We start from the raw sequence: 23,878 nt of genomic DNA on the forward strand, positions 1-23,878 counted from the left end.
GCAGAATGGTCGAACCATGTCTGCCAATAATGGGTTCAGGCGTTGTGGTGCGGCCGGTCAGAGTTCAACAGACACCGGCCCGCTCGGAACAGACACACAAAGCTGAATGGTTTCCTCGCCCGGGCCGGAGGCTTTCCCGGTCAGGCGGTTGATCACAGTGCCGCTGGTCTTGCGGCAACTGCACTGGTGACAGATGCCCATGCGGCAGCCGTAGCGTGGCGAGAGTTTCGCGGCCTCGGCAATGTCCAGCAGCACCGCATCGCCTTCGGACGAGACATCCAGGTTGCTGCGTTGGAAATGCACCGCTCCTCCGAGGGACTCGGTGTCGAGATTTGCGGACGGTGCGGAGAAGAAGGTGCTGTGAATGCGGTCTTCGCCAATCCCCCGCCGATACAGGAGATCGTTGGCCAGATCCATGAGCCCTTTCGGCCCGCAGAGATAGCACCGCCGGGCCGCAATGCCGGGAACCTCATCCAGGTGTTGCTCGCTGAGGAACTGGGGCGGGTGGGTGTCGCTGGTGGCAAACACCTTCAGGGTGAAGGCCGGCCAGCGACTGGCCAGCGCGTGCAGCTTTTCAGCAGCAATCACATCGGCCTGGGTGCGCACGAAATACAGCAGGGTCACCGGTGCCCGATAGTCTGATGCCGCCATGGTTTCCAGCTGGCTCAGCACCGGGGTGATGCCGCTGCCACCGGCGATGTACAGGGCTGGCTCCTGCGGATCGGGAATCTGGAAGTCGCCGAACGCCTCGCCCAGCCCGATGACAGCGCCTGGCTCCAGGTGGTCGTGCATCCAGTTGGTCACCAGGCCACCGGGAAGCCGTTTGATGGTCAGGGTGACGGTGCCGTCTGCGCGCCATTGAATGGGCGAACTGGAGAGGCTGAAGGTTCGGTTGCGACGCACGCCGTCGACATTGATGCCAATATTGACGTGCTGGCCGGCGGCAAAGCCTTTCCAGCGGCCGGCCGGCGCCAGGACAAAGGTTTTGGTGTCGGCGGTTTCGTTGTAGATGGCCTTCACCCTGGCCGGCGTGTATTGCCGTACCCACATCGGGTTGATGCGCTCCAGCAGGGGATCAAAAAAGGCAGCCGGGTCGTCCCGGTTAAAAAGCTGCCTGCCCAGCCAGTGCAGGGTCGGTGACTTTTCCAGTACAGATATCATGATTGCTCTCCTTTGTACTGATGTGTACAAGTGTTCACTAATGTGTACGACTGTACACACCGAGGTGTTAGGCGGCAATCAAGCCACTAACATTGTCCTGTAATGACAAGTTCGGGTTATTTTTAGTGTGGGCCTGTGTACACTTGTTGGCTTGTGATCAACCGATGAGCTAGTTCCAGGCGATGGCAGAAAAACAACGACGTAAGCCGGGTGAAACCCGCGAGAAACTGATGAACGCGGCATTGGCCCTGGTGGGAAAGGGGCGGCATTTTGCCAGCCTGGGCATCCGCGAAGTCACCCGACAGGCAGGCGTGGTGCCGACGTCTTTTTACCGGCACTTCCGCAACATGGATGACCTTGGGCTGCAGTTGGTGGACGAATTGGGGCTGGTGCTTCGACGGATGATGCGCGAGGCGCGGGCGAACGTATTGCAGGCGGACAAACTGATCGACGAATCAGTCGGTATTTTTATCTCCCATGCCCGCAATAATCGCAGCTTTTTCATGTTTATGGCCCAGGGGCTGGCGGGGGAGAGCCGGGCGGTACAGGAAGGCATCCGCAGCGAAATGCGTTATTTTGCCAGCGAACTGGCCAATGATCTTCGGCGTCTGAAAGTGGCGGATCACCTGAGCGATGCCGACCTGGATATGACCTGCGACCTGGTGGTGCGCAGTGTGGCCTTCAGCCTGACGGACATCCTGGGGATTTCTCCCGACGACGACTATCAGGAAGAACAGGTGCGGCAGCGAACCGCACGCTTTCTACAGCTGATATTTGTGGGCGCAGCCAACTGGAAGAGTCAGTCCTGAGCCCACGTTGTGTTCCGGGTCACATGACGCTTTCGGCCTCCTTGTAGAGGGATCGCACAGGCTGAGCGAACACCCGTTGCACCATGGGCTCGAAGTAGGAAAGCGGTAGCGTTTCCGCATCAGGGTCGAACGCGGGTGAGTCATACTTGTGAACAAACTCGATGGTGCGTTCGAAGTGTGGATGGTCCCGGTACTGGTCTCTCATATCCCGGTTCATACCGAGATAGTGAAAGAAAAAGTAGCCCTGAAAGATGGCGTGGTGTTTTACCATCCAGTAATTAGCGTCGCTGACGAACGGTTCCAGTAGCACTGCGGCGACATCCGCATGGTTGTAGGTGCCCAGGGTGTCACCGATGTCGTGTAGCAGAGCGCAAACCACATACTCGTCGTCCTTCCCGTCCCGGTGTGCCAGGGTAGCCGTTTGCAGGCAGTGCGTCAGCCGGTCAACCGGAAAACCACCAAAGTCGCCCTCCAGCATTTTGAGGTGCGATAGAATTCGATCTGGCAGGCCTTTGGCGAATTCCCCGAAAGACGACGCGATGACCTGCCAGTCTTCGGCCTTGCCGTCTTTCATATGAGTAAACGTGGCCTGGTTCTTTGTCGGTTGGTTCATACTGTTCTCCCCCTTATTCCCGGAAACTGGCATCAATGCGGTCGAGCTTGCGTAGCAGGCCCGGCCAGGCCAGCTTGCCGCCCAGGCCTTTGGTCACCTGATCCGCCTGTTGCCGGATGGTATCCACAATGCCGGCAGGAATTGGCGTCAGTGGGCGATCGCCCGACAGTGCCCTGATCTGAATCTGACAGGACGTTTGCAGTATGTACATGGCCAGGAAGGCATCGGGAATACTGGAGCCGGTGGTCAGCAGGCCGTGGTTGCGAAGAATCATGAAATTGGTATTACCGAGATCCTTTTGCAGGCGGGCCTTCTCGTCTTCCCTTAGCGCCACACCTTCATAGTCGTGATACGACAGGCTCGCCAGTGCAAACAGGCTCTGCTGGGATAGCGGCAGCAGGCCCTCCTGTTGGGCGGATACAGCAATACCGTCGGTGGTGTGCAAATGCATGACGCAGGCGGCATCGTCCCTGACCTGGTGGATGGCGCTATGGATGGTAAAACCCGCGGGATTGATATCGAAGTCGTCGGGGTTGATCTTGTTGGCGTCCTGATCCACTCGCACCAGGCTGGAGGCTGTAATTTCCTCGAACATCATACCGTATGGATTAATAAGAAAGTGGTGCTCGTCACCGGGTATCCGTGCGGAGATATGGGTGAATACCAGATCGTCCCAGCCGTACAGGGCGACCAGACGATAGGCCGCGGCGAGGTCGACTCGGAGCTGCCATTCTTCCTTGCTGACCTGATCTCTTTTTGACGGAATTGAAAGTTGTTCGGACATGGTGCGGCCTCTCAAATCGGGTGTTCTTGTTGTGGTGAGTGTTTAGCCATTCATTGAGTGTAGGTGCGAGTGATCGGCGAAGACTGTCAAATCGTTTACAATTCCTTCCCATGAAGAATATCAAGACTGTCCTTGCCCGCTGCCCTTTATTCTCCGGCTTTTCAGAGTCGGCGATTGATGACCTGGAAGGTATCGCACGGATTCGCCGTTTTGAGGCTAACGAACTCATCTACAGTAAAGGTTCGGCAATATCGACCCTCAACATCATTGCCAGCGGGGTGGTTCGCATCAGTTCTGTGAACCCTGCAGGTCGGGAAGCCACCCTGATCATGTTCAGCGCGGGTACCTGGTTCGGAGATTCAGTGTTTTCTCCTGGGATGCGACGGGTATACGGCGCTACTGCCCACGAGGCCGTAACGCTGATAGAAATACCGGGCGAGGCATTTCGCGAACTCATGGCGACATACCCGGAAGGCTACCCGGTTATTCTTGATATGGTCAGCCGACGGCTATGGGCCGCTATGTCCATTATTGAGGATGATGCACTACGAGGTGTTGCCGCCAGGATAGGGCGACGACTGTTGTTTCTGGCGGAAATCCAGGGCAATGGCGACGTCGGCACTGACCCGGTCACGATCTGGATCACCCGCGAGCACATTGCCAATATGATGGGCATGACCCGCCAGGGCGTGCATAAGTGGATTAAAGACTTTGAGCGTTCAGGGCTGCTGGAGCTGGCTTACGGCCGGATTGTATTACCGGATCCGACCGCATTGCAGCGACACCTGGAGACCATTGAGTAACTCAGCCCCACGGGCATCGGAGCCCTGTTAGCTCTTTTCCGCAGTCTTTTTGCGAGGCGCCTTTCGAGCGTTGGATTTGGTCTGATTCGGTGGTGGCGAAACCAGGCTTTCCAGTTCATCCAAAGCCTCACCGGTGTAGACCGCCAGCTTCTGCATACTGGGCAACGTATCGCGGCAGCCCGTGAAACCGAAGTTGAGCGAGCCGGCGTAGCTCAGGCAAGTAATGTTGAGCGCACCGCCGTGGGCAATAAGCGAAACCGGGTACATCGCCTCCAGTCGTGCTCCTTCATAGTAGAGGGTTTCCCCTGGCCCTGGCACGTTGGAGATGGTCACGTTGAACACCGGGCGCATTCGCCCGCCCAGGCCTGACATCAACTGCAGGATGTAGGGCGACATCAGCAGCATGGTGTATTGGGTCAGGGCTTTACGCGGCAGTTTCTGAAGGTGTTGTTTGGCCCTGCGGGTAGAGTGTTTGATGCTCTTCAGTCGCTCGAGGGGGTCGGCTTCGTCGGTCGCCAGTGAGGCAATCATGAAGCTGATCTGGGTACCCGTGCCCTGGTCGTCGGAGGGGCGGATATTCACCGGAATTCCGGCGGTGAGTGGCGTATCCGGCAAACCATCCTGTTCAACAAGAAAGCGGCGCAGGGCAGTGCCACAGAGGTAGAGCACAATGTCGTTCAGGGAACCGTTGGACGCCTGGGCGACCTGTTTGATCCGCTCGAGCTGGTAGTGCTGGGTGGCAAACCGCCGCTGGCCGGTGACCCGGTGATTGAGGGCGGAAACCGGGCCGGCAAAGGGCGCGGTCAGCCCCTCTTCCGGGTGCCGTGCGGACTGGATCAGGCGGTTCATCGCATTCCAGAGCCTCGGTGCCATGTCGGCCTGAATTCTCAGGGCTTCCATGGCCTGGGACAGGGCGGCTGAAATGCTGGCTTCGGAATCTGTCTTGCTGCCCCGTGTCCGTTCCGGGCGTACCGACCATGGCGGCAGCATATTAATCTCACCGGGGTCCTTGCTGAGCACCCGCTGCATCAGCCGAACACCGCTGATGCCATCAATCATGGAGTGATGCATCTTGGTGTAGAGGGCAAAACGGTTGTTCTCCAGGCCCTCGATAATGTGGCATTCCCACAGCGGGCGGGAGAAATCCAGCGGGTTGGAATGCAGCCTGGATACCAGGATGCCAAGTTCCCGTTCACTGCCGGGGCGCGGCAACGCCGAGTGTCGAACGTGGTAGTCGAGATCCAGCTTCTTGTCGACCTTCCAGGACGGGGCGACCAGGCGGCCCAGGAACCCCGAAAAGGCGAGCTTGTAGCACCAGGGCGGCGCTACATCGGCATCGGCTTTCATGCGGGCGAGCATGTCTCTTAGAAACGTCTCCGGAGCATCTTCCGGTAGTGAAAAAATCTGCAGGTTGCCGACGTGCATCGGGGTGTCTTCCGATTCCACCGCCAACCAGGAAGCGTCTAGTGTGCCCAGGCGTTTCATTGATCGTCCTCTTGCTTTATGAAGCTGCCAAACTGCACTGAATCTGATGCGTTTGGATTCGTATAGTTGTTGTTCGAAAGTATACGCAACAACCAGGACAATCACACGAACAAGCAGGTTGAAAGGTTCAGGTTTTTGCGCGCAATCCCATTCCTGTCCTTCCTGCAATTACATGTTGTTGCGAATCCACATTCACTCTTTTTCGGTGGCTTATGCTATTTTCACTAGCTGGCTAATCTAATCACAACAACAATCCTTGGAGGCTTTGTGGAATCGAGTCCACTGATCTCTGCGGGGCTGCCGATTGCCCTGTTTATTATCATGATCGGTATAGGTATGACCCTGACGGTCAGGGACTTCCGCCAAGTGGCTGTGTATCCAAAAGGGATGGTGGTGGGTACCGTTGCCCAGATACTGCTCATGCCCATGGTGGCCTTTGCCATTGCCTCCATGCTCGACCTGTCATCGGCCATTGCCGTGGGGCTGGTGATCATTGCGGCCTGTCCGGGCGGCACTACCTCCAACCTGTTCGTGTTGCTGTCCCGGGGGAACATTGCCCTGTCGATCGTGTTGACGGTCACGGCCAGTCTTATAACCATCGTGACTCTGCCGTTGTTCACCAACTATGCGCTTCAACTCTATGCCGGCACGGAGGAGTCCATCACGCTGCCGGTGGGAAGAACGGTAGGCATGCTGGTGGGGATTGTCCTGTTTCCTGTGGCGATTGGGATGATCTTCCGTACCCGGGCACCAGAGCTCTCACGCCGTGCTGAAAGCGCAGTCAGCGTGTTCGGGGGTGTGGTTCTGGCGTTGCTGGTTGTCGGTCTGATCTGGGGCGTGCGCGACCAGATCTGGGACCTGCTGCGACAGGCCGGCCCGGCAACCCTCCTGTTGAACATTGCCGGTATATTCCTGGGGCTCCTGGCGGGCCGCGTCGTGGGCCTGACCCAGCGCGAATCCATTGCAGTTGCCGTGGAGCTGGGCATCAAAAACAGCACCATTGCCCTGTTGGTAACGCTGACGCTGCTGGAGTCCAGCACCATGTCGATTCCCGCGGCGGTATACGGCGTGCTGATGTTCCCGATCGGTTTCCTGCTGGCGGCCTATGGCCGGAAAGTGATTCCCGCGACTACCATCACGACCACCACCCCGCCGCGCACAGAGACCAAGGCCGGGTAGGCAAGGGGCCGCTTAGTGGCTATGCTCCTGACTTGGGCCGTTTTTTCTGTCGGGAGCTGCCACCATGAATTTTCTCAACGGAATAACCCTGCTGCTGGTGTATCAGTTGGTAGGGGAAGTCACTGTTCGTCTTCTCTCTCTGCCGATTCCAGGGCCCGTGCTGGGTATGGTGATGTTGTTCCTGACGCTGATGATTCGGGGCGCCACGCCAGAGCCACTTGAGAACGCTTCCAGCGCATTGCTCAGCCATCTGTCGCTACTGTTCGTGCCGGCGGGTGTTGGCATGATGAGTCATTTTAGCCGGATTGCGGATGAGTGGCTGCCGATCACGCTGGCCCTGTTTCTCTCCACTATTATCACCATGGTCGCCACCGCCGGCATTATGCAGGTAACCTCGCGATGGTTTGCCCGACCCGAAAATGCGGGAGGGCAGCGGGATGAATGAGCCGGTCATTCGTGATATCTGGGTTTATCTTTCAACGTCGCCGTTGCTTGGCCTGACCATTACGCTGGTGGCCTATGGCCTTGCCTATCGGCTCTATCTCAAGTCCAACTCCAGCCCCCTGGCCAATCCGGTGGTTACCTCAGTGGCGATGCTGATTGCCCTGTTGATGCTCACTGGTACCTCCTACGAGGAGTACTTCGAAGGCGGGCAGTTCGTTCACTTCCTGTTGGGGCCTGCCACGGTGGCGCTGGCGGTTCCCCTTTACCAGCAGTTTTCCCGGCTGCGCCAACTCTGGTTGCCGGTATCCATTTCCCTGGTGTGTGGTGTTGTGATTGCAGCGGGCAGCTCCATTGGGCTTGCCTGGCTTCTTGGCGGCTCCACTGAGATTCAGGTGTCCCTGGCGCCCAAATCCGCCACGGCGCCGGTTGCCATGGGGATCTCCGAAACCATCGGCGGCATTCCGTCCCTGACCGCCGTTCTGGTGGTGGCCACTGGTATTGTCGGTGCGGTGCTCGGTACCAAACTGTTTGAATGGATGCGTATCACCGACGACAGTGTGAAAGGCATCGCCATGGGTGTGGCGGCCCATGGCATTGGCACAGCACGGGCATTTCAGGTCAGTTCCCAGATGGGCGCTTTTTCGGGGCTGGCGATGGCGCTGTCGGCGTTTGCGACGGCATTGATTGTGCCCTGGTTGGTGGATTTACTCGGTATTTAACCCGGCAGCAGGAGGTAAAGTGGTCATTATCAGAATGTTGATCGTGGTCTTTTCGGCGCTGATATTCGCTGGAACATGGGGCACCGCCAATGCGCAGCAAAGCGTGGAGTCGCAAGACAATGTCATCAAGGTGACGTCGCCCCGCCTTGAGAGAGACCTCTACGAGACCCCCGCTGCGGTGTCCGTGACCAATGCCCCGGACATCCAGGAGGGCCAGCAGAGGCTGCAACTGGACGAGTCCCTGGATACTGTCCCTGGCCTGTTCTTCCAGAACCGCTACAACTTCGCCCAGAATCTGCGGCTGTCCACCCGTGGTTTTGGTGCCCGGGCGCCATTCGGCATTCGCGGCATTCGTATACAGGTGGATGGCATCCCCTACACGTTGCCCGATGGGCAGTCTCAGATTGATGCGGTGGACCTGGACTCGGCACAGCGCATTGAAGTGATTCGCGGGCCGTCGTCGGTTCAGTACGGTAACGCCTCCGGTGGGGTGATCGACATTACCACGGCCCGTGGAGACGAAATGCCGCCGGGCGCGCGCCTAAGTCAGGATGTGGGAAGCAACGACTATTACAAAACCACGTTCCAGGCCAACGGAAGTGAGGGGGCGACGAGTGGCATCGCAACTGCGTCCTGGCTTAACTACAACGGTTACCGCGATCAGAGCCAGGTTGAGAAAGGCCTTTTCAATGGGCGGGTGTCTCATGGTTGGGGAGCCGGGCAGCGTTTAACGGCCACCTTCAATGCCTTGCACACGCCAAAAGCAGAAGACCCCGCCGGCCTGACAGCGAGCCAAGTGGAACAGGATCGCCGCCAGGCGACGGCCAATGCCGAACGGCTCGACGCCGGCCAGGACGTTGACCAGCAGACGCTTGGGTTGCTGTATGAAACCGCCGAGATGGGTACTGGGGACCTGGCCGTTAGTACCTTTTTTACGCACCGTGATTTTGCCCAGCAACTGCCGTTTCCCGGCCCCAGCCGAATTGCCTACGACCGGCAGTTCTACGGCGTCAGTACGGATTACCAGCAGGGCAGCGAGGTAGCGGGCCTTCCGCTGACCTGGGTGGTGGGCGTTGACCTTCATCGCCAGGTTGATGAACGCCGGCGCTATTCGGTGTCGTTTAACGGTGATGTCACCGGACAAACCCAGGACGAAACCCAGAACGGCACTACCGCCGCGGTGTTTGCCCAGGGTGACCTGGCATTGACGGAGCGCCTGAACGTGTCTCTGGGCACCCGGTTTGATCGCCTGCGGCTGTCGGTGGATGACCACAGGATCAGTGACGGAGACGATTCCGGCAGCCGCACCTATCGGGAATTCAGTGGTTTTGCAGGAGTCAGCTATCGGTTGGCGCCACGCCAGCAGTTCTACGCCACGGTGGGCACGGCCTTTGAAGCACCCACCTTCACGGAGTTTGCCAATCCCGACGGCAGCGGTGGCTTCAATCCAGACATTGAGCCCCAGCAGGCGCTTAACCGGGAAGTCGGTATACGCGGCAGCCTGGGGCAGGGGGTCCGTTATGACCTGGCACTGTTCTCCATCCGGGTGGACGACGAAATCCTGCCCTATGAGATCAATAACCGTACCTTTTACGAAAACGCCGGCCGCACGGAACGGAATGGGGTAGAGCTCGGCCTGAAGTGGGATATCTCCTATACCTGGCGGGTAACCAGTGCCGTGACCCTCGCGGACTACACGCTTAAGGACTTTACCGACGAGCAGGGCAATGACGCCGATGGCAATCGCCTGCCGGGGTTACCGCAGGAGCAATGGGTTACGGAAGTGGAGTGGCGTGGTGACGGGCAACGGTTTGCTGCCCTGGAGTGGCAGTACGTGGGTGACCTGTACGCTGAGAACAGCAACCAAACCAGGGTCAGCGATTACTGGCTGCTGGGGATTCGGGCCGGTGACAGCGTTCGCGTGGGCAGTCAAAAATTCAGCGTCTACGGCGGTATCCGCAATCTTCTGGATGAGGACTACTTCAGCAATATCCGCATTAATGCCAACGTGGACAGGCCCATAGAAGACCGGGGCTACTATGAGCCTGCGCCCGGCAGAACCTTTTATGCCGGGCTGGAGTGGGCATTCTGATGATCAATGGCCGCGACTAATCCGCGTCATCCAGCTCCCGTTGCGGGCAGTGGCATTCTTCCATGACCACGCCGTTTTCGACGCTTTCCAGGTGGACATCAAAGCCCCACAAACGATGCACGTGGCGAAGAACCTCGTCAGTGTCGTCGCCAAGTGGAACCCGGTCGACGGGAATATGCCGCAGGGTGAGTGAACGATCCCCCCTGACATCCACGTTCCATACCTGAATATTCGGTTCTCGGTAGCTCAGGTTGTATTGCCGTGCCAGCTTTTCGCGCAGGTTACGGTAGCCCGGGTCATCGTGAATGGCGGTGATCCGATAGACGTCCTCTTCGTCATCGTTCTGAATGGCAAAGAATTTCAAATCTCTCATCACCTTTGGAGACAGGAACTGCTGGATAAAGCTTTCGTCCTTGAAATTCTTCATGGCGAAGTGCAGGGTTTCCAACCAGTCAGAACCGGCAAAGTCCGGAAACCACTCGCGGTCCTCGTCGGTGGGATTCTCACAGATCCGACGCAGATCGGTAAACATCGAAAAACCCAGGGTGTAGGGGTTGATGCCCGAATACCAGGGGCTGTCAAAAGGCGGTTGGTAAACCACGGCCGTATGACTTTGCAGGAACTCCATCATGAAACCGTCGTTCACCAAGCCCTTGTCGTACATTCTGTGTAGCAGGGTGTAGTGCCAGAAGGTGGCCCAGCCCTCGTTCATGACCTGGGTCTGGCGTTGTGGGTAGAAGTATTGGCCCAGTTTGCGAACGATACGGATGATTTCCCGCTGCCAGGTTTCCAGCAGCGGTGCATTCTTTTCGATGAAGTAGAGAATGTTCTCTTGCGGTTCTTCCGGATAGCGCTGCTTGCGCTTGACGGGGTCGTCGTCCTCGCCCATCTTCGGAATGGTACGCCACAGGTCATTCAGCCTGCGTTGCTGGTACTCTTCCCGTTCTTTTTGCCGGCGTGCCTCCTCTGCCGCAGAGATCGGCGCCGGGCGCTTGTAGCGGTCGACCCCGTAGTTCATCAGGGCATGGCAGGAGTCCAGGATTTCCTCCACGGCATCCAGCCCGTAGCGTTCCTCACATTCCGATACGTAGTGACGGGCAAACACCAGATAATCGATGATTGCGCTGGCATCCGTCCAGGTGCGGAACAGATAATTCCCTTTGAAGAAAGAGTTGTGGCCATAGGACGCATGAGCAATCACCAACGCCTGCATGGGCAGGGTGTTTTCCTCCATCAGGTAGGCAATGCAGGGATCGGAGTTGATCACGATCTCGTAGGCAAGGCCCATCTGCCCCCGCTGATACCCTTTTGAGGTAGACAGGAACTGCTTGCCGAAGGACCAGTGGTGGTAGCCCACGGGCATGCCGACGGAGCTGTAGGCGTCCATCATCTGTTCGGCGCTGATCACCTCCACCTGGTTGGGGTAGGTGTCGAGGCCGAACTCTGCCGCGCATTTGGCGATTTCCTTGTCGTATTTCTCGATCAGCGGGAAGGTCCACTCGGAACTGGTGGATATGGGTTCCCGGGTTTTCGGCTCGTTGGGTCTGTCGATGGTGTCAGTCATGCGGCTTTCCTCTCGAACAGCTGGCGGAAGACCGGATAAATTTCACCAGGATCGGCAATCTGCTGCAGCGCGAAGCTCTGCGGGAACCGCTCCTGAATCTTCTCGTATTCGTACCACAGCATCTGGTGATCCTGGGGCGTGATCTCCACATAGGCGTAGTACTGCACCAAAGGCAGGATGCTGTCGGCCAGCAACTTGCTGCAGATGGGAGAGTCATCGTTCCAGTTGTCACCGTCCGAAGCCTGGGCGGCATAGATGTTCCACTCCGCAGGGGAGTAGCGGGACTCGATGATCTTGTGCATCAGTTTCAGAGCACTGGATACGATCGTGCCGCCGGTTTCCCGGGAGTAGAAGAACTCTTCCTCGTCCACTTCCTTGGCGCTGGTGTGGTGGCGGATGAAGACCACTTCGATCTTCTTGTAGTTCTTCTTCAGGAACAGATACAGCAGAATAAAGAAGCGTTTGGCGATGTCCTTGTGCATCTGGGTCATCGACCCGGACACATCCATCAGGCAAAACATCACGGCGCTGGTGGCCGGTTGTGGCTTCTTGATGTGCTGGCGGTAACGCAGGTCAATCTCGTCAATGAACGGAATGCGCCGGACATTGGCCTTGAGATCGGCAATTTCATCCTCCAGGGCTTTGATCTGGTCCTCGTGGCTGAACGCCGGGTCCAGATCCTCCGGTGCACTTCTCAGTGCGGCCAGCTCTTCCTCCATTCGGCGGATTTTCTTGCGGCGCGCGCCACCGAGGCCAAGGCGTCGGGCATGGGCGCCCCGCAATGAGCGAACCACGTCCAGCTTGGCGGGGATGCCCTGGGTTGAAAAACCGGAGCGAACGTATTTGAACGCCTCGGTGTCTTTCAGTTTTTTACGGGCGAGATTGGGAAGCTCCAGATCATCAAACAGAAAGTCGAGGAACTCTTCCTGGGTGATCTGGAAGGCGAACTCATCCATGCCTTCGCCATCCGGGCTGGCCTGGCCTTGTCCCTGGCCTCCGCCGCCACCTCCCGGAGGTTTGGGCACAGTGTCACCGGTGACGAACTCCTTGTTGCCCGGATGCACCATCTCCCGTTTGCCGCCCTGGCCATGGTGGAAAATCGGTTCGTCAGTATCCCTGGACGGAATACTGACATTCTCGCCACGCTCAATATCCGTAATGGAGCGCCGATGAACCGCGTCCGCCACGGCCTTCTTGATATGATGGCGGTAACGGCGCAGGAAACGTTCCCGGTTTACCGCGCTCTTGTTCTTGCCGTTCAGTCGCCGGTCGACTACGTGAGTCATACCCATAGTTTCACTCCAGTTCAGCGTATGAAGGCTGACTTATTGAGACTTACGAACCCGCAGGTACCATTCCGCAAGGAGACGGACCTGTTTCTCCGTGTAGCCTCGATCGACCATACGTTCGACGAACTGCTTGTGCTTGTTCTGATCCTCCTGGCTGGCCTTCGGATTGAAGGAAATAACCGGCAGCAGGTCCTCGGTATTGGAGAACATTTTCTTCTCGATCACGCTGCGCAGTTTTTCGTAGCTGAGCCAGGACGGGTTGCGACCCTGGTTGTTCGCCCGTGCCCGCAACACGAAATTGACCACCTCGTTACGGAAGTCTTTCGGGTTACTGATGCCGGCCGGTTTCTCGATTTTCTCCAGTTCGTCGTTAATGGACGAGCGGTCGAGAATTTCTCCGGTTTCCGGATCACGGTATTCCTGATCCTGAATCCAGAAGTCGGCATAGGTGACGTAGCGATCGAACAGGTTCTGGCCGTATTCGCTGTAGCTTTCGAGGTAAGCCGTCTGGATTTCCTTGCCAATAAACTCAACGTAGTGAGGCGCCAGGAACTCCTTGATAAACCGCAGGTAGCGGTCGTGGGTCTCGGCCTGGAATTGTTCCTGCTCGATCTGTTTTTCCAGCACATAGAGCAGATGAACCGGGTTTGCGGCTATTTCCGTGGTGTCGAAGTTGAAGACCTTGGACAGAATCTTGAATGCGAAACGGGTGGACAGTCCGTCCATACCCTCGTTTACGCCGGCTGTATCCCGGTATTCCTGAATCGATTTAGCTTTCGGGTCGGTGTCCTTGATGTTCTGGCCATCGTAAACCCGCATCTTGGAAAAGATACTGGAGTTTTCCGGCTCTTTGAGCCGCGACAGGATGGAGAACTGCGCCAGCATATCCAGGGTGTCCGGTGCGCAGGGGGCGCCGGAGAGGGAACTGTCGCGCAGCAATTTGCGATAGATATCAATCTCTTCCGTCACCCGCAGGCAGTAGGGCACCTTGACGATGTATACCCGGTCAAGGAAGGCCTCATTGTGCTTGTTGTTACGGAAGGTCTGCCACTCGGACTCGTTGGAGTGGGCCAGGATAATACCGTCGAACGGCACGGAGCCCATGCCTTCGGTGGTGTTGTAGTTGCCTTCCTGGGTGGCGGTGAGCAACGGATGCAGCACCTTGATGGGCGCCTTGAACATTTCCACGAATTCCATCAGGCCCTGGTTGGCCTTGCACAGGCCGCCGCTGAAGCTGTAGGCGTCCGGGTCATCCTGGGAGAAGTCTTCCAGCATGCGGATATTCACCTTGCCTACGAGGGCGGAGATGTCCTGGTTATTGTCATCACCCGGCTCGGTCTTGGATACACCCACCTGGTCCAGTACCGACGGGTACATCTTGACCACACGGAACTGACTGATGTCGCCGCCATACTCGTGCAGGCGTTTTACCGCCCAGGGCGACATGATGGACTTGAGGTAGCGGGGCGGGATGCCGTATTCCTCTTCCAGAATGCTGGCATCCTCGGCTGGATCGAACAGGCCTAGTGGCGACTCGTTAACGGGTGACCCTTTGATCGCATAAAAGGGCACTTTCTGCATCAGTGACTTGAGTTTTTCAGCGAGCGAGGACTTGCCGCCACCGACGGGGCCGAGCAGGTAGAGGATCTGTTTCTTCTCTTCCAGGCCCTGGGCAGCGTGGCGGAAGAAGGAGACAATGTTTTCCACGGCTTCTTCCATGCCATAGAACTCGGAGAATTCCGGGTAACGCTTGATCACCTTGTTGGAAAAGATACGTGACAGCCGGGAGTCACGGGATGTGTCGATATGTTCCGGCTCGCCAATGGCCAGTAACATCCTCTCTGCGGCAGTGGCGTATGCCGCCGGGTCCTTTTTGCAGATCTCCAGGTATTCCTCAAGAGTGTATTCTTCTTCTTGAGTTGCTTCATACCGGTCTTTGAAATGCTGCATTATGCTCATAGATGGCCCCTCGCTTGCTCTCTTGCCATGAAAAGACAGCTTTTAGTTCACACAATATCCCCGTTGCTGTTGGGTCCGCCGCTCCAGGCGGTCGTTATGGTTATGGGTGGAAGTAAAGGGAGTAACAGACCGATTTACGCTGACGCGTTTATGTCGGTCTTGTTACTGTGAGCTTAGTTCAAGCTTCGGGACTTGGACAGGCGTAAAAGCGTTAAGGTTCATTAAATTGTGTATCAGCGCTTGCTGAGACGGAACACACTCTCCGTCGCGCCAGCAAGCCCTTTACGCTTGGTAAAAGGGTGATCTTTTGCCAGCGTATTGGTGAGTATATGTTCGATCTCGTAATCAGCGGAGTATAGTTTCAGTACTTCTTCGTCACTGACATTGAACGGCGGGCCCTTGATGTCGGTGTCGTAGTCCAGGGTGATCAGAAGTATGCGGGTGCCATCCGGAATCACGGCGGTCAGGTGGTCGACATAATCCTGGCGCATGTGGGGTGGCAGGGCGATCAGGGCAGCACGATCGTACACCAGCCGGACGTGCTTCAGGTCCTCCGGCACCAACTGGAAAAAGTCGCCGCACCAAAGCTGGAGATCGTCGTGGGCAAATTTGGTGAAGGGTTCACCCGGGTGAACCTTCGCTTTCTCCTGGCCCTCTTCGAAGAAGTCCTTGCAGGCAACGTCACTCAATTCCACGCCGATGACAGCGTGGCCGCGGTCATGGAGCCACCACATGTCATGGGCCTTTCCGCACAGGGGAACGAGCACGGTACCGGTGCCATTGCCGGCGAGCTCTGGCCAGTGGTCATGGAGGTACTGATTGACGGTGCCTTCGTGGAAGCCGATTTCTTTCTTGGCCCAGCGTTCGTGCCAGAACTGATGTTCCATGAGTGTTCCCCTTTTCGCCAATTGGAGGTTTCGCTCAGTCTAACTTAATCTGGGGCTCTGTTGGTCGGCCAAAAACTTCATGAATAAGGAACGACGAATGAAAGCCGTATTTCTGGATGCAGACACACTGGGTAACGATGTGGACCTCTCGCCGATTGAGGCAGTGACCGGGGAAATGGTCAAACATCCGCGAACGTCCCCCGAGCAGGTGCAGGAGCGCATACGGGGGTTCGACACGGTATTGGTGAATAAGGTTGTGCTGTCGCGGGAGCACTTCGAGGCCTGCCCGGAGCTAAAGACGGTTGCGGTGGTGGCGACGGGGCTGAACAACATTGATAAGGACGCGGCGAAAGACCACAGCGTAACGGTGATGAACGTGACCAACTATGGCCGCTCCACCGTGGCGCAGCACACCATGGCGTTGATTCTCGCGCTGGCCACGCGCTTGGTGGATTACGACAAGGACGTGCGGGCCGGGCGCTGGGGGCAAAGCTCGATGTTCTGCCTGATGGATCATCCCATCATGGAACTGGAAGGGCGCACGCTGGGGGTTGTTGGCTATGGCGACCTTGGGCAGGGCGTTGTGGAGCGCGCAAAGGCGTTTGGGATGAATATTGTGCTTGGCGCAAGGCCCGGACAGGCAACTGGTGAGGTGGATGGTTACCCCCGGATTCCCCTGGATGAGCTGCTGCCCAAAGTGGATGTGCTGTCGCTTCACTGCCTGCTGACGGACGACACCCGGAATATGATAGGCGCCCGCGAACTGAAGATGATGAAAAAGGAGGCGCTGCTGATCAATACCAGCCGTGGCGGCCTGGTGGACGAGCAGGCGCTTGCGGATGCCCTGCGGGCGGGGACTATTGGCGGTGCCGGCTTTGATGTGCTGACGGAGGAGCCGCCCCGAAATGGCAATGCGTTGCTGGCGGATGATATTCCCAACCTGATTGTGACGCCACATTCGGCCTGGGCGAGTCGGGAAGCGCGGCAACGGATCGTCGATATTACGGCGCGTAATCTGTCTTCGCTGGTCTGATTTTCTGACGGTTTTCCCGGGTACGCCCCCTCACTCCCCCCTGAAAAGTTCGCAGCCGTATGACGCGGCTGCGGTTCTTCCCCGCCTAAACTCCCTGTGAAATGCCCCCGATAGGGGCATGCGTTTCACCAACGCTCAAACAATAACAACAGGGCGATACCTATGATCAGACCTCTCCTGGCTCTTATGCTTTCCTGTGTTTTCTTTTCTGCACCGGCATTCTCCTTTGAACGCGGTGAATTGCTTATCTGGATCAACTCCGACAAGGGGTATGAAGGGCTGGCTGAGGTTGGCCGACGCTTCGAAGCCGAAACCGGCATTCCTGTGACCGTGGAGACGCCGGACGATCTCACCTCCGAGTACGACCATTATGGCTATTCCTCCAAGGCGCCCGATATCGTGATCTGGCCCCATGATCGTTTTGGAAGCTGGATCAATGAGGGCCACCTGCGCCCCATCGAGCCGTCCGAGCAGGTGCGTGAGGCTATTGCACCCTTTGCCTGGCAGGCGGTTTCCGTGGGCGATCGGGTGTATGGCTACCCAATCGCCATGGAAGTGGTCAGTCTGCTCTACAACAAGGATTTGGTCTCAACACCGCCCGCCACTCTGAAAGGCGTGAAAGCTGAGCATCAACGACTGAGCGCACAGGGTATTGAGGCCATCTCCTGGGACTACAAGAATGTGTATTTTTCCTGGCCAGTGTTCGCCGGATCCGGTGGGTACAGTTTCGGCCTGGAAAACCAGGTTTACGACCTCTCCGATGTTGGTGTGGACACAGATGGCGCTGTCGGTGCCGTGGCAGGCATAAAAGACTTGCTGGATTCCGGTGTGCTGTCGGCAGATGCGGATTACGGCACCATGATGGACGGCTTCAAGGCCGGTCAGACTGCGATGATCATTAACGGTCCCTGGGCCTGGAGTGAGATACGGGACGCCGGTATAAACGTGGGCATAGCCGACGTGCCCACTGTCAGCGGTGAACCTGGAAAACCCTTTGTGGGCGTGCTGGCCGCGGGGATCAGCGCGGTATCCACCAACCATGAACTGGCCCGTCAGTTCATGGAGGACTATCTGCTGACCGAATCCGGCCTGCACGCCGTGAATGACGACAAGCCCCTTGGCGCCGTGGCCCATCTGGAAGTGGTGAAAACCCTCAGCGAAGACCCGTTTATTGACCATACCTTCCGCTCCGCCAGTCGTGGGGAAATCATGCCCAACATTCCTGAGATGAAACGCTTCTGGGATCTGATGACCATCCGCTTTGACGGCATGCTGGCCGATGATTACCCCATAGCGTCCACGCTCAAGGAGGCTGCAGGTCGGCTTGAAAGGCTGGATGACATGCGGGGCTGGACACGCCGGCATTACGTTACGAACTGAGTGAGCTCGCTATGGCATTCCCCCGATTAGAATTGACCATCCGTTCCCGGGTGATCCTGTTGTTTACCCTGTTGATTGGCCTGTCCGTTGCGTCATCGGCCCTGGTTTACCAGCGCATAGCCGGCATTGGTGACAGTGTTGATCAGCAGGCACGCGGCATCGCCGGCCAAATGGTTGCCATTGATGAGCAGTCCGAACTCATTGACCAGCAAAGGGCGTTGGGCAAGCTGTCCGAACGCGTTACGGTCGCCCAGCAACATATGGGTGCGATGCAGTATTGGTATTTTCACGCCGCTCTAAATGCGGACATGGAGTCCCTGGACAAGGCTCAAGCCGCCTCCGAACAGTTGGTGGACGAACTGGCTGCCATGGTGGCGGCCGATAGCAGCCTGCAGGCGGAGATCGCGGAAATGACAGAAACCGTGGAGCAGTACCGCACGCTCGGCGAAAAAATGTTCGAGTTCTTTGAAAAGTCCATGATGCTGATGGGGCGTTCGATGGCGGAGGTCGCCCGGGAACAGGCCGTTAGTCTCACGGCTAGCCTCAACGATATCCGCAGCGGCTACCAGCAACGGGAGGCCGTACTCACCGGGGGCGTGTTGGAAGCCGGAGAGACAGTCAGACGTGCCAGTGATCAGGTCGCCATAAGTGGCGGTGCTATTCGACACGAAATTGATCGGGCTGGATCGGTCAGCCTGATAATGGCTGGCGCGCTCGTTATCTCGGCATTGTTGCTGGGCACGCTGTTCCTGCGTTCACTGCTTCGTCCGGTGCGCAGGTTGGGGCAGCGTATTGGCGAAATACAGGCCGACAATGACCTGCGGGGCAGCCTCGAGTACCGCAAGAACGATGAATTAAGCGTGATCACCCGCGCCTTTGATCAGATGCTGGCGCGATTTGGCGGTCTGATCGGTCATGTCGCTGCCTCCACCAATGAATTGGGGGATATGGCGGCTCAGGGACGGGAAAGCAGTCAGAGTCTTGCCGACCAGGTTGGACGCCAGCAACAGGAAACCAGTCTGGTGGCGACAGCTGCAAACGAAGTTACTGTCACTGCGGAAGAAGTCCGGAAGAGTGCCAACCACGCGGCATGCCTTGCCGATGAGGTTGGTGGATTGACGCACAGTGGCGGTCAATCGGCGGATGAAGCCGTTGCCGCCATGGCTAGGCTGGAAACACGAGTGGAAGCCGTGGCCGAAACCATCGCCGGGCTGGCCAGCCAAAGCCAGTCTATCGGCCAGGTCGTGGATGTAATCCGGGGCATTTCGGAGAAAACCAACCTGCTGGCATTGAACGCTGCCATTGAAGCGGCCAGGGCCGGTGAAATGGGCCGGGGGTTTGCCATTGTGGCCGACGAAGTGCGGGGTCTGGCCAGCCAGACGGCGAACTCGACCGGGCAGATAGACGATCTCGTGTCATCGTTGCAGGCACAATCCCGTGATGCCGTTGAAGCGGTGGAGGCGGGGCGGGAGGAGAGCCGTACAACCGTCCAGCGCATCCGGCAATGCAGCGAGAGCCTGGGGCTGATCGATGAGAAGGCGGGCGAGATGCGTTTGCTCAACCAACAGGTCGCCCAGGCTGCGGCTGAGCAGAGCGAGGCTGTCAGCAAAATCGACGAAAACCTGATCAACCTCAAGCGCCAGATTGAAGACATTTCAGACAATGCCCGCGATACCGGAAGCATGACCGATTCCCTCGCGTCACTGAGCGAAGTGCTGAGAGGAAATATCAGCCAGTTCCGATACTGAGCCGAAACCGCTAGTAAAAGCCACACAATACGCCATACTTTGTTGTGATTTGGTATCTGACTGATAATCTGTACAAAACACTGGCAAACAGGACGTTGTGTGGCTTCATTTCAATTCAAAGATCGGCTTCAGTCTGCGGAAACCTGGATTCTCGCCAATCCCAATCCACCGCAACACTGGCCATGGACCTGGCTTTATAAAACCGGGCGTACCGCCTATGCGCTGGTGCGGGACGTCGTTAGTGGCAACCTGACGCTTCATGCCATGAGCCTGGTGTATACCACCTTGCTGAGTATTGTGCCGTTGCTGGCCTTGAGCTTTTCGGTGCTCAAGGCGCTGGGCGTACACCAGCGTATGGAACCCTTCCTGTTCCAGTTCTTTCGGCCCATGGGCCCCCAGGGCGTCGAGATTGCCGAGCAGATTCTGGGCTTCGTGGATAACATGAAAGTGGGTGTGCTCGGCTCGGTCGGCCTGGCACTGCTGGTTTATACCGTGGTGTCACTGGTGCAGAAGATCGAGCGTTCTTTCAACATGATCTGGCGGGTGCCGGACATGCGCTCGATGGCCCAGCGCTTCAGTAATTATCTCAGCGTTATCATGGTGGGGCCGTTGTTGATGGTGTCGGCCATCGGTATCAGTGCCACCATTTTCTCGTCGGCGTTCGTGCAGGCGCTGATGGAAATCGAACCGCTCGGCTCCATGATTGTCTTCGCCACCCGCTTTACCCCATTCATGCTGGTGGTCGGGGCGTTCACCTTCGTATACGTGTTCATTCCCAACACCCGGGTGAAGCTTCGCTATGCGTTCATCGGTGGACTGGTGGCAGGTATATCCTGGCAGGCGGCGGGTATGCTGTTTGCGTCGTTTGTCGCCGGTTCCGCCAAGTACGCTGCCATCTATTCCAGTTTCGCAATCGGCATCATCCTGTTGATCTGGGTGTACCTCAACTGGATGATTCTGCTGCTGGGGTCCAGCATTGCCTTCTATCTCCAGAACCCGGGCTCGGTGGCCAAACGCCGCCAGGTGCGGTTGTCGCCGGAACTTCTGGAAAAAACCGGGCTGGCGTTGATGTGGCTGGTGGCGAAACCCTTCAGCGAGGGCCGGCCGGCACCGCAGCAGGAAGCGGTTGAGCAGCAACTCAGGGTGCCGGGGGAGGTGACCCGTGGTATCAGCGACAAGCTGATCCGCGCCAGACTGCTGACATTGGCCGGTCGCAACGGCGATTGCCTGGCCCCGGGCCAGTCCCTCGAGAGGATCACCGTTGGCAGCGTGCTGGAAGCCATACGTCGTGATGAGGATCGGGTTGCTGACCGTTTACCTTATGCCGTGCCGAGCCATCTGATGGAACGCCCTCCGGAGCACGAATCGGTGTCCTTCGCCGAACTGCTGAAGCAGGAAGGGGGTTACGGAGAAAAAACCTAGGCGCGGGTTTTTGCACCCGCTTCCAGGGTATCGAGGATCACCTTGCGTACCCGCGTAAACTGCTCCCTCGAGATGTTAGTAATACGCAATACGTCGTCTTCCGGCATATTGCGCTGGTGGGCATGGCGTAACACCTCCCGGGTGCCGATAATAATACCGTCGTTCAGCGGGGTGTGTTGCTGCCTCGGCGCCGGCCGCTCCGCCGCCAGAAGCTGGGCGTGGTATTTAGGCGGCAGCCCCCATTCATTGGCCAGTAGTTGTGACGTGGCCCACTGGTAGCGGGAAAGGGCGATGTGGATCAGCGAGGGTGGCGGTTCCGCCAGCCCGGATTCCGTCCTGCAGACGCGCTGCAACTCCCTTCGTAGTGTGATGTAAGAGAGTGCTGGCAGTAGGCCTGCCATGAAATAGACGCTGCTATCCTGGCCCTGAATCTTCGCAATCAACTCCGCACTACGGGCACAGGTGAGCCCCCAGCGCCATACCCGTTGTGCAAAGAGTGCTTCCCGACTGTTCCTGGCCGCCATCATCGGCCGCATGATGGCGGCGGAAATAACGTTGCGAATACCGTCCATACCCAGAACAAAGACCGCCTGGTCCACCGAGTCGATGGACTGGTCGCCGGTGCGGAAGTAAGGGCTGTTGGCAATTTGCAGTAGTTGGTCGGTCAACGCGGGGTCATTGAGGATGATCTCCGTCAGTTGGTTACGGCCTGTATTGGCATCGGAGAGTGCCCGCATCAGCATCGGCAGGGTCATGGGTTGGCGCGGTAATTCGTCCAGTTCACTATTGGCGATTCGCCAGCGCAGTTTTTCCAGCACTTCATCCCATTGCCCGGTTTCTGAGCGCAGCGTGGCAGGGGGTGAGTCAAGCAGCCAGCAAAACAGACGTTCTTCCAATTTGTCGATCAGGGCCGGGTCTATGTCCGGGCTGTCGTTTGTTGAAACAACCGGGTTGAGCAGGCGGGATTCAGGTGCTGTTGCGGTTGTTGGTTTGTCGGACGAGAAAAGTCCTGAAATCCAGGAAATAAAGCCTGGCATCCGATGCCTCCGGGAAAAGAATAGTCGCCGGGAAATACATACCCGTACACCGCGAGTATAGAATGAGCTAGCGGCTATGCACAGTATAACAGCAGGCTTTTTGGCACTAGAGCCTCAGAAAACAGAGCCTCCGAAGACGAACACCAATTGGCAGATACCGGCGGCGAAACCCAGGAAGGCGCCCACCAGGATCAGTTTGATTTCGTCCTCCTGGAAGCAGGGTCGAAGAAGGTCTTGAAATTCCTCAGATGAGAGGGCAATCATGCGCTCCACCATGATGCTTTCCACGGCCCTTGCCCGGTCGGTTTCGAACACCGGGTTATTGAAGGAGGTTTGCGAAATTTCGATGGCTTTTTTGCCGACCTGGTTCTTTAGGGTCGCAAAGCCTGTTGGTCCAAACGCCATCTGAGTCAGGGCCTTACCCATGCCGGCGGTTTCGTCCACCAGGGGTTTAATGTGTTTTTTGACCATGTTGCGGGCCCGGTCGCCCTTTGGGCCCTCCAGTATGGCGTTGATGATGTTGCCAACCGTGAGTATTTCGTGGGTGACGATGTGGCAGAAGGATTCGGCGACTTCCTGCTGGCGTTTGAGGAACAGTCCCTGGAATCGGAAAGGGCCGACTTTCTTTTCGTGCAAGGGCCGGAAGATCACGTTCAGCGCGATCCAGTTGGTTGCCCAGCCCACCATCAGGCCGAAGAAAGGCAGTACCCACCAGCTTTGGTAGAAATACCAGACGGTCATCTGAACCAGGCCGAACAGGAAGCCGAAATAGAACCCGGAGTTGATGATGAAACGGAATTCCACTTCCCCGCACTCGATGAAGATCCGGTTCAGCAGCCGTTTGTCCTTGGCCAGGCGTTCGATGACCATGCTTTTGATGTCGAGCAGGTCTTCGATGTTGTCGGAAACGTCACCCACCAGGTTGTCCACCAGTTGCGGGGTGGACTTGCGTACCCGGTCGTAGACCATGTTCCTGGCTGAGGAGGGCAGGTTTTCCCAGAAGGTGGGATATTCCTTGAGCATCAGTTCGTCGACGTATTCTTCGGTGCGGGGTTCGACGGTGTAGAGGATGTGGGCTGCCAGTACCTTGGGGTCGATTTGCTGGAAGATTTCCTGCACGGTGCCAATCTTGGAGATGGTGGCGTCGACGCTGATGGCGGCCATTTTTCGGGCCTTTGAGGGGATGATGCCCTGCCAGCCCAGTAACGGGGGCTTGCCGACGAATTCCAGCGGGTAGAAAGTCATTTTGATGGCCAGCCAGTTCGTGGTCCAGCCGATCAGGGCGGCAATGACGGGGATACTGAGGTATTGCCAGAATTCTGGGGTGCTTAGCAGGCTTGTCATCCGGTGTTCGCTTTTTGGGTTCTGGAGTTTGCTGCATTACGGGGAGGCCTTTCCAAAACACGCTCCTTGCGGCACATCCCTGTGGCGCTTGGGCTCCGCCATCCATGGCTCCGCACAGTTTTGGAA

20 protein-coding genes are annotated in these 23,878 nt (G+C 57.4%); 10 read left to right on the forward strand and 10 right to left on the reverse strand.

Going from position 1 to position 23,878, the window contains the following annotated elements; genetic code table 11:
- Positions 1–57 precede the first annotated feature (57 nt).
- Positions 58–1,161, reverse strand: a complete 1,104-nt coding sequence (locus B2590_RS07675; protein WP_127401841.1) for a ferredoxin reductase — start codon at positions 1,159–1,161, stop codon at positions 58–60.
- Positions 1,162–1,343: 182 nt separating this feature from the next.
- On the opposite strand from B2590_RS07675, the gene B2590_RS07680 reads away from it, so the two are divergent.
- Complete coding sequence (locus B2590_RS07680; RefSeq protein ID WP_036208900.1) at positions 1,344–1,970, forward strand: TetR family transcriptional regulator; 627 nt, start codon at positions 1,344–1,346, stop codon at positions 1,968–1,970.
- 19 nt (positions 1,971–1,989) lie between these two features.
- On the opposite strand, the gene B2590_RS07685 is transcribed toward B2590_RS07680, so the two are convergent.
- Positions 1,990–2,583 carry an HD domain-containing protein gene (locus B2590_RS07685; protein ID WP_127401840.1) on the reverse strand — a complete coding sequence of 198 codons (594 nt, stop codon included), beginning with the start codon at positions 2,581–2,583 and terminating at the stop codon, positions 1,990–1,992.
- Between the two features lie 13 nt (positions 2,584–2,596).
- Positions 2,597–3,367 (reverse strand): class II aldolase/adducin family protein, encoded by a 771-nt coding sequence (locus tag B2590_RS07690; RefSeq protein ID WP_007153342.1) that lies wholly within the window; start codon positions 3,365–3,367, stop codon positions 2,597–2,599.
- Between the two features lie 110 nt (positions 3,368–3,477).
- Here B2590_RS07690 and B2590_RS07695 point away from each other — a divergent pair, with 110 nt between their 5' ends.
- Positions 3,478–4,170: a Crp/Fnr family transcriptional regulator gene (locus tag B2590_RS07695; protein ID WP_007153341.1), complete on the forward strand. Its 693-nt coding sequence runs from the start codon at positions 3,478–3,480 to the stop codon at positions 4,168–4,170.
- Positions 4,171–4,197: 27 nt separating this feature from the next.
- Here B2590_RS07695 and B2590_RS07700 read toward each other — a convergent pair whose 3' ends face one another.
- Complete coding sequence (locus B2590_RS07700; RefSeq protein ID WP_286811492.1) at positions 4,198–5,655, reverse strand: WS/DGAT/MGAT family O-acyltransferase; 1,458 nt, start codon at positions 5,653–5,655, stop codon at positions 4,198–4,200.
- A 267-nt stretch (positions 5,656–5,922) separates the two neighbouring features.
- Between B2590_RS07700 and B2590_RS07705 the strand changes: the two genes are divergently transcribed.
- The 4 genes from B2590_RS07705 (at position 5,923) to B2590_RS07720 (ending at position 10,089) form a co-directional block, all read left to right on the forward strand.
- Positions 5,923–6,834 (forward strand): bile acid:sodium symporter family protein, encoded by a 912-nt coding sequence (locus B2590_RS07705; protein WP_127401838.1) that lies wholly within the window; start codon positions 5,923–5,925, stop codon positions 6,832–6,834.
- 64 nt (positions 6,835–6,898) lie between these two features.
- Positions 6,899–7,279, forward strand: a complete 381-nt coding sequence (locus B2590_RS07710; protein WP_075194425.1) for a CidA/LrgA family protein — start codon at positions 6,899–6,901, stop codon at positions 7,277–7,279.
- Entirely contained in the window at positions 7,272–7,997 is a 726-nt protein-coding gene (locus B2590_RS07715; RefSeq protein WP_036208912.1) for an LrgB family protein, read from the forward strand. Before B2590_RS07710 ends, B2590_RS07715 begins: the two co-directional genes overlap by 8 nt.
- 19 nt (positions 7,998–8,016) lie before the next feature.
- A complete protein-coding gene (locus tag B2590_RS07720) occupies positions 8,017–10,089 on the forward strand; it encodes a TonB-dependent receptor family protein (RefSeq protein WP_228712262.1) in 2,073 nt (690 codons plus the stop codon).
- 16 nt (positions 10,090–10,105) lie between these two features.
- Here B2590_RS07720 and B2590_RS07725 read toward each other — a convergent pair whose 3' ends face one another.
- The 4 genes from B2590_RS07725 to tmpT form a co-directional block, all read right to left on the reverse strand.
- Positions 10,106–11,653, reverse strand: coding sequence for a SpoVR family protein (locus B2590_RS07725; RefSeq protein ID WP_127401837.1), 1,548 nt, complete (start codon positions 11,651–11,653; stop codon positions 10,106–10,108).
- Positions 11,650–12,939, reverse strand: coding sequence for a YeaH/YhbH family protein (locus B2590_RS07730; protein ID WP_208855183.1), 1,290 nt, complete (start codon positions 12,937–12,939; stop codon positions 11,650–11,652). The genes B2590_RS07725 and B2590_RS07730 overlap by 4 nt, the downstream gene beginning before the upstream one ends.
- 39 nt (positions 12,940–12,978) lie before the next feature.
- Entirely contained in the window at positions 12,979–14,901 is a 1,923-nt protein-coding gene (locus tag B2590_RS07735; RefSeq protein ID WP_127401836.1) for a PrkA family serine protein kinase, read from the reverse strand.
- 233 nt (positions 14,902–15,134) lie between these two features.
- On the reverse strand, positions 15,135–15,788 hold the full coding sequence (tmpT, locus tag B2590_RS07740; protein ID WP_036208925.1) for a thiopurine S-methyltransferase: 654 nt from the start codon (positions 15,786–15,788) through the stop codon (positions 15,135–15,137).
- 97 nt (positions 15,789–15,885) lie between these two features.
- On the opposite strand from tmpT, the gene B2590_RS07745 reads away from it, so the two are divergent.
- The 4 genes from B2590_RS07745 to B2590_RS07760 all read left to right on the forward strand — a co-directional run bounded on the left by B2590_RS07745 (position 15,886) and on the right by B2590_RS07760 (position 21,371).
- Positions 15,886–16,821: a D-2-hydroxyacid dehydrogenase gene (locus B2590_RS07745; protein ID WP_036208928.1), complete on the forward strand. Its 936-nt coding sequence runs from the start codon at positions 15,886–15,888 to the stop codon at positions 16,819–16,821.
- Positions 16,822–16,983: 162 nt separating this feature from the next.
- Positions 16,984–18,201, forward strand: coding sequence for a maltose/maltodextrin ABC transporter substrate-binding protein MalE (gene malE / locus B2590_RS07750; RefSeq protein WP_036208930.1), 1,218 nt, complete (start codon positions 16,984–16,986; stop codon positions 18,199–18,201).
- 11 nt (positions 18,202–18,212) lie between these two features.
- A complete protein-coding gene (locus B2590_RS07755; RefSeq protein WP_036208933.1) occupies positions 18,213–19,949 on the forward strand; it encodes a methyl-accepting chemotaxis protein in 1,737 nt (578 codons plus the stop codon).
- Positions 19,950–20,048: 99 nt separating this feature from the next.
- A complete protein-coding gene (locus B2590_RS07760) occupies positions 20,049–21,371 on the forward strand; it encodes a YihY/virulence factor BrkB family protein (RefSeq protein WP_041334063.1) in 1,323 nt (440 codons plus the stop codon).
- On the opposite strand, the gene B2590_RS07765 is transcribed toward B2590_RS07760, so the two are convergent.
- Positions 21,368–22,408, reverse strand: coding sequence for an HDOD domain-containing protein (locus B2590_RS07765; RefSeq protein WP_036208938.1), 1,041 nt, complete (start codon positions 22,406–22,408; stop codon positions 21,368–21,370). The two genes, B2590_RS07760 and B2590_RS07765, sit on opposite strands and share 4 nt — an antisense overlap.
- 114 nt (positions 22,409–22,522) lie before the next feature.
- Entirely contained in the window at positions 22,523–23,752 is a 1,230-nt protein-coding gene (locus B2590_RS07770) for a DUF445 domain-containing protein (RefSeq protein WP_127401835.1), read from the reverse strand.
- Positions 23,753–23,878 lie beyond the last annotated feature (126 nt).

It is taken from the genome of Marinobacter sp. UBA3604 (assembly GCF_002375325.1).
Taxonomy (GTDB): domain Bacteria; phylum Pseudomonadota; class Gammaproteobacteria; order Pseudomonadales; family Oleiphilaceae; genus Marinobacter; species Marinobacter salarius.

What these genes read in the sequence shown, in the direction of transcription:
- B2590_RS07675 (WP_127401841.1), bottom strand. Translation starts at nt 1,161, where the DNA reads ATGATATCTGTACTGGAAAAGTCACCGACCCTGCACTGGCTGGGCAGG.
- B2590_RS07680 (WP_036208900.1), top strand. Translation starts at nt 1,344, where the DNA reads ATGGCAGAAAAACAACGACGTAAGCCGGGTGAAACCCGCGAGAAACTG.
- B2590_RS07685 (WP_127401840.1), bottom strand. Translation starts at nt 2,583, where the DNA reads ATGAACCAACCGACAAAGAACCAGGCCACGTTTACTCATATGAAAGAC.
- B2590_RS07690 (WP_007153342.1), bottom strand. Translation starts at nt 3,367, where the DNA reads ATGTCCGAACAACTTTCAATTCCGTCAAAAAGAGATCAGGTCAGCAAG.
- B2590_RS07695 (WP_007153341.1), top strand. Translation starts at nt 3,478, where the DNA reads ATGAAGAATATCAAGACTGTCCTTGCCCGCTGCCCTTTATTCTCCGGC.
- B2590_RS07700 (WP_286811492.1), bottom strand. Translation starts at nt 5,655, where the DNA reads ATGAAACGCCTGGGCACACTAGACGCTTCCTGGTTGGCGGTGGAATCG.
- B2590_RS07710 (WP_075194425.1), top strand. Translation starts at nt 6,899, where the DNA reads ATGAATTTTCTCAACGGAATAACCCTGCTGCTGGTGTATCAGTTGGTA.
- B2590_RS07715 (WP_036208912.1), top strand. Translation starts at nt 7,272, where the DNA reads ATGAATGAGCCGGTCATTCGTGATATCTGGGTTTATCTTTCAACGTCG.
- B2590_RS07725 (WP_127401837.1), bottom strand. Translation starts at nt 11,653, where the DNA reads ATGACTGACACCATCGACAGACCCAACGAGCCGAAAACCCGGGAACCC.
- B2590_RS07730 (WP_208855183.1), bottom strand. Translation starts at nt 12,939, where the DNA reads ATGACTCACGTAGTCGACCGGCGACTGAACGGCAAGAACAAGAGCGCG.
- B2590_RS07735 (WP_127401836.1), bottom strand. Translation starts at nt 14,901, where the DNA reads ATGAGCATAATGCAGCATTTCAAAGACCGGTATGAAGCAACTCAAGAA.
- tmpT (WP_036208925.1), bottom strand. Translation starts at nt 15,788, where the DNA reads ATGGAACATCAGTTCTGGCACGAACGCTGGGCCAAGAAAGAAATCGGC.
- B2590_RS07745 (WP_036208928.1), top strand. Translation starts at nt 15,886, where the DNA reads ATGAAAGCCGTATTTCTGGATGCAGACACACTGGGTAACGATGTGGAC.
- malE (WP_036208930.1), top strand. Translation starts at nt 16,984, where the DNA reads ATGATCAGACCTCTCCTGGCTCTTATGCTTTCCTGTGTTTTCTTTTCT.
- B2590_RS07755 (WP_036208933.1), top strand. Translation starts at nt 18,213, where the DNA reads ATGGCATTCCCCCGATTAGAATTGACCATCCGTTCCCGGGTGATCCTG.
- B2590_RS07765 (WP_036208938.1), bottom strand. Translation starts at nt 22,408, where the DNA reads ATGCCAGGCTTTATTTCCTGGATTTCAGGACTTTTCTCGTCCGACAAA.
- B2590_RS07770 (WP_127401835.1), bottom strand. Translation starts at nt 23,752, where the DNA reads ATGACAAGCCTGCTAAGCACCCCAGAATTCTGGCAATACCTCAGTATC.